Source organism: Lunatimonas sp. (assembly GCF_020832325.1).
In the GTDB taxonomy this organism is placed as follows: Bacteria; Bacteroidota; Bacteroidia; order Cytophagales; family Cyclobacteriaceae; genus Lunatimonas.
The window spans coordinates 19479-27760 of the sequence record NZ_JAFIEU010000039.1; the positions used below are offsets into that span (position 1 = coordinate 19479).

Consider the following 8282-nt stretch of genomic DNA (forward strand, 5'->3'; position numbering starts at 1 on the left):
TGTTATGGCTAGGAAAGTATTTTTATCGTTTTTAGGAACCAATAGATACATTGAATGCAATTATTTCGAAGAAGGTAATCTCAATAAGAAAATTGATAACGTCAAATATATACAAGAGGCATTGATTAAATTGTATTGTCATGATTTTTCGAGTAAAGATCAAGTGTTCATATTTTTAACAAAGGACTCGCACGACAGGAATTTCTTAGATAATGGGCTTTGGAATAGCGAAACAAAAAAATATGACTTAAAAAATGTAGGTCTTAAAACCACGTTGAATCATATTTTACCTGAAATTGGAAACCCTAAGCTTGACCCAGTTGAAATAAAGGAAGGATTTTCGAGAGAAGATATTTGGTCAATATTCGAGGCTGTTTCAGATAAAGTAGAGGAAGGCGATTTAATATTCCTTGATATTACCCATGCTTTTAGGTTCCTACCAATGTTAGGAATAGTTTTAATGAATTATTTAAAAGCTACCAAAAATATTAAAGTTTGTGGGATTCACTACGGTGCATTTGAGAAATTAGGACCAGCAGCATTGGTTGAGCAAACAATATCTATAGATCAAAGAAATGCACCGATAATAAATTTAAATACGCTTCTTGAATTTCAGGAATGGACTAGTGCCGTTAATGGATTTATCAGGTTTGGAGAATCCAGTTCGCTAAAGTCAGTCAGCGATAAAGAAATCAATAATTTTCTTAGACAACCTGAAACCAGGGATCAAACCACTAAGGACTTGCGATTTATTGTTAATGGTTTATCAGGTATTACAGCAGATTTACAAACAAATAGATTAAATACCCTCATAAACCAAGATCTTAGTAATTTTTCTGTCAAGCTTAAAAGTCTTAGAGAAAAATCGCCAACAGTCAAACCATTCAAACAAATCCTTAAATTGCTAGAAGAACAAATCTTAAACCTTTCAGAGGCTGGGGAACTTAGGTGGCTTGAGGCTGCAAAGTGGAGTGCAAAGCACAATCTCATTCAACAAGCTTTTACTCAGTTTCAAGAAGGAATGTTAACCTATTTTATACAGGATATTAACAAGCTTTTAGAAAGGAAGCCTCAACTAGTTTGTTTTTTTCCAGTTAATGAATCTGGAAAAATTGACTATTTAAACGAAAAATCTAGAAGTTTTTACAGCAGCATTCTTTACCTAGCTTATAAAAAAAACCAAAAGGAAAATATTCCTGATGAATTCGAGAAAGCTGTTTCTACCTTGATTTTTCATGGATATGATGAGCTAGCAAACTTATATGGTCAAATAAACAAACCCAGAAATGACATAAATCATGCAGGAATGCGAAAAGGCCCTTCTCAGGCTAAAAAGTTTCTAGAAATTATCATAGATATAATTTCTAAGTCTGAGAAAATATTCTACTCAAATCAAGCCAAGCAATCTAATTTTCCATCAAAAAGAAATTTACTCAACCTCTCCAACCATCCCTCCACTTCCTGGCCAGAAAAGCAGCTGAAACTTGCTTCGGAGCATTACGGGCCCGTTCAGGACATACCTTTTCCTCAAATCGACCCGCTAGCAGGTGAGGGGGAAATCGATGCTTTGGCTGACCAATATCTAACCAAAATTCTGGATCTCCGGCCAAAAGCCGTCCACCTAATGGGGGAACTAACATTTACCTTCACCTTGGTGCAATTGCTCCAATCCCACGGCATCCCCTGCATTGCCTCCACCACCCACCGCACCACGCAGGATATGCCCGATGGTACCAAGGTCTCTAAGTTTGAATTTGTGCGCTTCCGAAACTACTAACCCATATGGCTGATATCGTTCTCAATTCCCAACAAGAAGAAGCCTTTGAGCAGATCGTACAATTTCTGGAATATCCCGGGCAGGCATTTTTTATCTTGAAAGGCTATGCCGGTACCGGAAAAACCACCCTGTTACAGCACCTCGCCCAATACCTGGAGGAAGAGGAAAGGATATTTTCCCTATTGGCGCCTACCGGTAGGGCTGCGGCCGTACTCAGTGCCAAGACCGGCTATACCGCACGAACCATCCACTCCGAACTGTACCACTTTAAGGATATCGATGGAGATGCCGACCCCGAAAAGCAAAAAACGGCCGTCGAAGACTATGGTCAGATGCGCTTGCTTTTTGAAATCCGGAAACCGGACGAAGATACCCAAAAAGTATATGTAGTGGATGAAGCATCCATGATCGGAGATGAGCGAAATGACGATAGCTCCTTTGCCTCCTTTGGTTCAGGGCACCTGTTGACGGACTTCATGACGTTGGTCGGAGAAAACAAAGTGATTTTTGCCGGAGACCCCTGTCAGCTTCCCCCCGTAGGCAGCCTGGAAAGCCCGGCACTGATGGAAACCTTTTTCAAACGATTGGGGAAAAAAGTTTTTTCTTTTGAAATGACCCGGATTCTCCGCCAAAAACAAGACTCCGAAGTACTCAAGCTGGCCACCCAGGTCCGAAGGATGACGGGCATCTCGTACAAGACCAAGTGGGTGAAAATACCCGCCAGAAATAGCCCTTGGATCCAGTTGGCTGGATTTGACCGCATGAAGGAAATTTATATCTCAGACCTGATGGAAAATGGATCGGACCATACCATCGCCATCAGTCTAAGCAACCAAAACTGCCACCATATCAACTTAGAGGTCCGTAAAAGAATGTATGGGAACGCACATCAGTCGCTTCAAGTGGGAGATCTGCTGATGGTGACCCAAAACAATTATTTGGTGCCGCTCACCAACGGGGATTTTGTGGAAGTGGTAGAGATTGGGCCCAACGAATCGGTCAAGGGCATCAGCTTTATCCATGTGACGGTGCGGGCGCGCCTCACGGGAAAAAAACACGAGACCATGCTTTGCTTGGATCCCTTGAACAACGGCAGCAGCAACCTGAATGCAGATCAGCAACGGCTGCTGATGATCGACTTTAGCCAACGAATGCGTCTACATGGAGTTCGTCCCAAAACAGATTCCTACTTCACCGCCATGCAGCGTGACCCTATATTAAATAGCCTTCGGGCGAATTACGGCTATGCCGTCACCTGCCACAAAAGTCAGGGAGGGGAATGGGAGAAGGTATATTTCTTTCTCAATAAAGGGATGTATGTGATGAATCCTCCCGAGCTGACCCGGTGGTGGTACACCGGCATTACCCGTGCCAAAGAAAAGCTGATCCTGGCGCAGGATTGGTGGATCGGATAAAACCTTTGGGGTCTTTTTTTGACCCCGAAGGTTTTGGGGAAAAGGTTCATAAGGATAAGCTTTTCCAAAGTTCCAATCTTTGGAAATTTTAATAGTAAACCTGGCAGGTTTGTCGGGTACAACACAACCTAATATAACCATGCACCTAGTCATCAATACATTCGGTGCCACCCTGCAAAAAGATAACGGGCTTTTTGTGGTCAGCACCCCGGAGGGCAAACAGACCTTTCCCCCGGATATGGTAAAGAGTATTTCCATATCCAAAGCCGCGCGGATCACGAGCGATGCAATCCTACTGGCTATCAAGCATCAGGTAGAAGTATTATTTGTCAATGACCTGGGCAACCCCGAGGGTAGGGTGTGGAGTGTGCAGTATGGCTCGATCAGCAATATCCGCAAAGCACAGGTCAATTTCCTTTATTCGAAAGAGGCGTTGGAATGGGTAAAGGAGCTGATTTTTTATAAGATGGACCATCAAGTGGCCTTACTACTTAGCATGCAGCCGGAAAAGGAAGTGATTCCAGTCCATAATATTTTCAAGTCGGCCATCAATAGTATAGAGGATTACAAAAGAAAGGTGAGTGAAGTGCAGGGGGAGTTCATCTCGGATGTGGCTCCGAGTATCCGTGGATGGGAAGGGGCCGCAGGAAAGCGATACTTTCAGGCCATTGCCCACCTGATGCCGGAATCCTATGCATTTGAGTCCAGGGACCGACGCCCTGCCAGGGATCCATTCAATGCGTTGTTGAATTATGCGTATGGCATTCTCTATGGCAAGATAGAGGGTTCCCTCATCAAGGCAGGGATAGATCCATACGTCGGGATTTTTCACCGCGATGACTACAATCGTCCCGCCTTGGTATTTGATATCATCGAGAAATACCGCACCTGGATGGACTACGTGGTGATTCAGTTATGCATGGCGGAGGCTTTTCCACTAGAGTCCTTTGACCAAGAAAATGCCGAAAGTGCGCTGTTGCTGGGCCCTTTGGCCAAACGCATTCTCATCCAATCGGTCAACGATTACCTGGGGGAAGTCATTGTCCTAAACGGTAAGACGCTCAGCCGTATGTCCCATATTGACGAAGACATGCACCGGCTGGCTAAGTTTTTCATCAAAAATGCACCGCAATGATTCGTTTGGGAAAAAATGTGACGCAGGCTGGTGACCAGCTTTACGATGTCAGTATGGATAAGCTACATAAAGCGCTGATCAATCCAGAAGGCGATGTAGCATCCCTACAAAGACGGCTACAGGCTATCCGGGCCATGGATCCTGCGCAGTACCGCAAGATGAAAACCTCGCTTCCCTATGTGGTATGTGCGCAGTTTCACCCCAAGGTCCGGCGCAAAGAGAATTTCTTATTTGCCGACCGGTTTTTGGTGGATATAGATCACCTCTCCGAGTTTGACTTGGAGATGAGCGAGTTAAAAGCAAGGTTTTCCAAGGATGAACGGGTGGAATTGATGTTTGCATCCCCGAGTGGAGATGGCTTAAAGGTGCTCTTTAAGCTTGAGCCCCGCATCACGGACCCTGCCTACTACGTGGTTTTTTACAAGGCCTTTTGCCTACAGCTCGAAAAGCAATACCGTCTAGGTGCAGCGCTGGATCACAAAACCCACGATGTGAGTCGGTGCTGTTTTGTCAGTTTCGATCCCGATGCCTACTACAATCCGCAGGCAGTCGCTATATCACCGGAGACAGTCGTTAAAAAGGAGTCGTTTTTTGACATGGAGGAAGTGCAAGAGGAATCCTCCCAAATCGTAAAAGAGAACGAAAGACAGCTCCGAGCAGTCACTCAGACCGAAAAATCCAATCCAGGTCAGGACCTGCCCGATGAGGTGTTGGCATATATCAAAGAAAAGACCGGACAGCGACTCCAAAGGGTGGCGGCGGAGAAATACTACGAGCAACCCGAAGAGTTGGAGGCGATTGTCGATCAGCTAAAGACGTATCTTCAGGAGATACATGCCACCTTGGAAAGCATCAAGCCCATATCCTACGGGAGGCAGATCAAGGTCAACTCCGGTACGATCTGGGCGGAAGTAAATGTCTTTTTCGGAAAAAAAGGGGTGAGCATCGTAGCCACCACTAAATCGGGAAGCCACCGGGAGTACGGCAAGACAGTGACCGATTATTTAAAAGCAAGTTTTGCCTCCAGCTGATACCATGCCGAAGCCTCCGAAAAAGACCTTTGACCTGAAAGAGCGGATCGAAAAGATCCGACGTGCAGGTCTCAGCGTATCCGAAGCACAGCCGCCGGAAGGCATAGCCCCTGAAGAGGAGCTCCTGCCGCTGTCGCAGCGGATTCAGAAAATATTGGGCATTCTCCGTGATAAACCTATAAAGAGTACGACCATGAACTACCTGATCATGTACGACATTCAGAATAACAAAGTGAGAAACCTCGTCTCCAAGTACCTGATAAAAAATGGTTGTACAAGGGTACAAAAGTCCGTTTTTTTGGTCCATTCGGATCATAAAAAATTTGACGAAATCAGGCAGACGCTAGCCGATATCAACGACGTATACGAAAACGAGGATAGCATCATCTTAGTGCCGTTGAATATTTCCGATGCCCGCAGCATGAAGCTGATTGGAAAAAATGTGAATATCGAACAGATCATCGACCCACCCAATACCATATTTCTATGATGCAGACGGCGTTGATAAAGAAACTGCGAGGAGAAAGCCGCTTCGAGGAAGCTTACAAGCTGTCTCAGGCAGATTTGGAAAGGAATCCTCAGGACATCTGGGCCAAGAGAAACCATGCTTGGTCCCTGTACTACCTGATCAAAAAACATGTACAGGCAGGCGAAGCGGACCGCGCAAAGCACTTTTTGAAGGAGTTTGAAGAAATGCAAATGCCTTCGGACGAGGTACTCCTGTATGAGCGGATAGGGTATTTTTCGCACGTGGTGCAGGAGGATTATCTAAAGGCAAAACAGCTGATTGCCTCCGGACAGTATCTGGAAGCCTTTGACCTGCATGTCAGTGCTGCCCTGCCTGAGGAGCAGCTCGCTTGGGCCATGTATTACCTGCTGAGAGGATATAACAAGAACCGTTTTTCTTTGTTGCAGGCGGTAAGGGAGCGATGCAGCTATTTCAGAGATCATGTACATCCGGTTAAAAAGCTCGTGTTTAAGTTGATCCTACAGGAATTGATTAAGACGCCGCCGGAATTTTGGGAGAATTTTACGCCACAAAGCGCGTATTTGGAGTTTTTGGGGCTGTTTGATGTGTTGGAGGAGGAGGATTATCAGAAGCAGGAGTGGGAAGGAAAGAAGATCATCGCACTTGCCGAGCGCTTGCATATTGCGTATTCTAAAGCGCTACTTCGGGAGGGTGCGTCGAAAGAAAAGGTTCAGAACTACCTCACGCAGATTGTAGAGCCCAAATTAGAGTCAAATGCAGGGATGCTGTATGTGCCGTTTTTCAAGGCCAAGTTACTATTGGGAACCGGTGAGCGGGAGGAGGGGCTTAGGGCCTTTCTTCCTTTTGCCCAAAAAAAGCAGAAAGAGTTTTGGGTTTGGCAGGTATTTGCGGAAGCATACAGCGAGGATGAGGTGCTTTACCTTTCCTGCTTGTGTAAAGCCATGACCTGTAAGTCAAAACCCGAGTTTTTGTGCGGCATCAAAGAGCGATTGATTGGCTATTTGGTAGCCAAAGGGCACGATGATTGGGCAAAGACGGAGCTCGATGAACTGGTTCGTTTGCGCCAAAAGATGGAATGGGGTCTGCGAACGCATCATCAGGCGTATTTACAGTCCCCTTGGTATCTTCAATCAAAAGGATTGTTGGATGCTGGCCGGCGCTATCAGGGCCATTTGGCTGCTGCGGAGGCATTGCTTGGAGGTACAGGTGCCTCAGCTACCCAAGTAGACATCGTGGTTACCCAGGTAAATAAGGCGAAGCGGGTGTTCAATTTTGTCACGGACGACAAAAAGGAGGGCTTTGCCAAATACCGGGAGGAGCCCGAGCTTTGGGAGGCTTACCGGGTAACGGGCAGTTTTGGAGAGGGATTATTTTTTAAGGTAAAGTCTATGGAGAAGTCCAAGGATATGGCTTCGATTGGAAAAGTCAGAAAGGAGGTTGAAGGTATCTTTCGGAGCAAGGCTGGCCAAGTATTTGGCTTTGTAGACGGCGTATTTGTCCCGCCTGATTTGGTGAGTGCATACAGGCTGGCTAGCGGAATGGGTGTAAAAGGCTTCGCAGTACTGACACCGATTAAGGGCAAGAAGGATTGGGGTTGGAAGTTGGTCAAGGTGGCGTTGGAATGATACCGGTTTGTTTTGTTGATGTTTTGCAAAAATAGCGTTAGCTTTGTTTATGGGCAGTTTGGAAGGGGTGGTTTATTTTCGGGAAAACGCATGTATTTTCCTGTTTTTCAGGGGTCAAATTTCTGAAAATCAGCATAAACTGGATTTAGCAGCCCAAGAGGCACATCCACTACAATAAGGATTAAGACAAAGACCCATTTTCCATTGAGGCGTATCCAATCATGGCCCAAGAGGCACATCCACTACAATAAGGATTAAGACTCCAGATCATCAATTGAAAAAATAGAATCTTTCACAGCCCAAGAGGCACATCCACTACAATAAGGATTAAGACGTCTGAAATATTTACCGTTACTTTTGATGGCGCCAAGCCCAAGAGGCACATCCACTACAATAAGGATTAAGACAAGGGAGGGGGATTTCTCCCGCCTCCCGTCCCCTTAGCCCAAGAGGCACATCCACTACAATAAGGATTAAGACCCACGACGTGGTCATCTTTGATCTCAAAGTCCCAAAGCCCAAGAGGCACATCCACTACAATAAGGATTAAGACTAACCAACCAAAACATTTTCGGATTCTTCATAATCGAGCCCAAGAGGCACATCCACTACAATAAGGATTAAGACTTTGATAATCCGTTACTTGCATGCCCCCAACCGGAGCCCAAGAGGCACATCCACTACAATAAGGATTAAGACGAGGGTAAATTCCCCGTTTGCCTCGTCGAAACCTTCGCCCAAGAGGCACATCCACTACAATAAGGATTAAGACTCATAAGCTGCAGTACCATCTTCGATTCCTATTTGGG

6 protein-coding genes and 1 CRISPR repeat array are annotated in these 8282 nt (G+C 45.6%); all 6 genes read left to right on the plus strand.

Translation table 11 applies throughout. The features are described 5' to 3' along the window. Positions 1 to 4: 4 nt before the first annotated feature. The 6 genes from csx2 (at position 5) to JJU34_RS14150 (ending at position 7473) form a co-directional block, all read left to right on the plus strand. Complete coding sequence (gene csx2 / locus JJU34_RS14125) at positions 5 to 1777, plus strand: TIGR02221 family CRISPR-associated protein (RefSeq protein ID WP_228693031.1); 1773 nt, start codon at positions 5 to 7, stop codon at positions 1775 to 1777. Positions 1778 to 1782: 5 nt separating this feature from the next. Then, positions 1783 to 3192 (plus strand): AAA family ATPase, encoded by a 1410-nt coding sequence (locus tag JJU34_RS14130; protein WP_228693032.1) that lies wholly within the window; start codon positions 1783 to 1785, stop codon positions 3190 to 3192. 139 nt (positions 3193 to 3331) lie between these two features. Further along, a complete protein-coding gene (cas1, locus tag JJU34_RS14135; protein WP_228693033.1) occupies positions 3332 to 4327 on the plus strand; it encodes a CRISPR-associated endonuclease Cas1 in 996 nt (331 codons plus the stop codon). After that, positions 4324 to 5358, plus strand: coding sequence for a CRISPR-associated primase-polymerase type B (locus JJU34_RS14140; protein WP_228693034.1), 1035 nt, complete (start codon positions 4324 to 4326; stop codon positions 5356 to 5358). Before cas1 ends, JJU34_RS14140 begins: the two co-directional genes overlap by 4 nt. A 4-nt stretch (positions 5359 to 5362) precedes the next feature. Further along, positions 5363 to 5848, plus strand: coding sequence for a CRISPR-associated endonuclease Cas2 (gene cas2, locus JJU34_RS14145; protein ID WP_228693035.1), 486 nt, complete (start codon positions 5363 to 5365; stop codon positions 5846 to 5848). Beyond that, positions 5845 to 7473: a hypothetical protein gene (locus JJU34_RS14150; protein WP_228693036.1), complete on the plus strand. Its 1629-nt coding sequence runs from the start codon at positions 5845 to 5847 to the stop codon at positions 7471 to 7473. The genes cas2 and JJU34_RS14150 overlap by 4 nt, the downstream gene beginning before the upstream one ends. A 150-nt stretch (positions 7474 to 7623) precedes the next feature. Further along, positions 7624 to 8245: direct repeats of the CRISPR family, unit length 38 nt; unit sequence AGCCCAAGAGGCACATCCACTACAATAAGGATTAAGAC. Positions 8246 to 8282 lie beyond the last annotated feature (37 nt).

Coding starts and splice junctions, on each gene's coding strand:
- JJU34_RS14130 (WP_228693032.1), top strand. CDS start 1,783: ATGGCTGATATCGTTCTCAATTCCCAACAAGAAGAAGCCTTTGAGCAG.
- csx2 (WP_228693031.1), top strand. CDS start 5: ATGGCTAGGAAAGTATTTTTATCGTTTTTAGGAACCAATAGATACATT.
- cas1 (WP_228693033.1), top strand. CDS start 3,332: ATGCACCTAGTCATCAATACATTCGGTGCCACCCTGCAAAAAGATAAC.
- JJU34_RS14150 (WP_228693036.1), top strand. CDS start 5,845: ATGATGCAGACGGCGTTGATAAAGAAACTGCGAGGAGAAAGCCGCTTC.
- JJU34_RS14140 (WP_228693034.1), top strand. CDS start 4,324: ATGATTCGTTTGGGAAAAAATGTGACGCAGGCTGGTGACCAGCTTTAC.
- cas2 (WP_228693035.1), top strand. CDS start 5,363: ATGCCGAAGCCTCCGAAAAAGACCTTTGACCTGAAAGAGCGGATCGAA.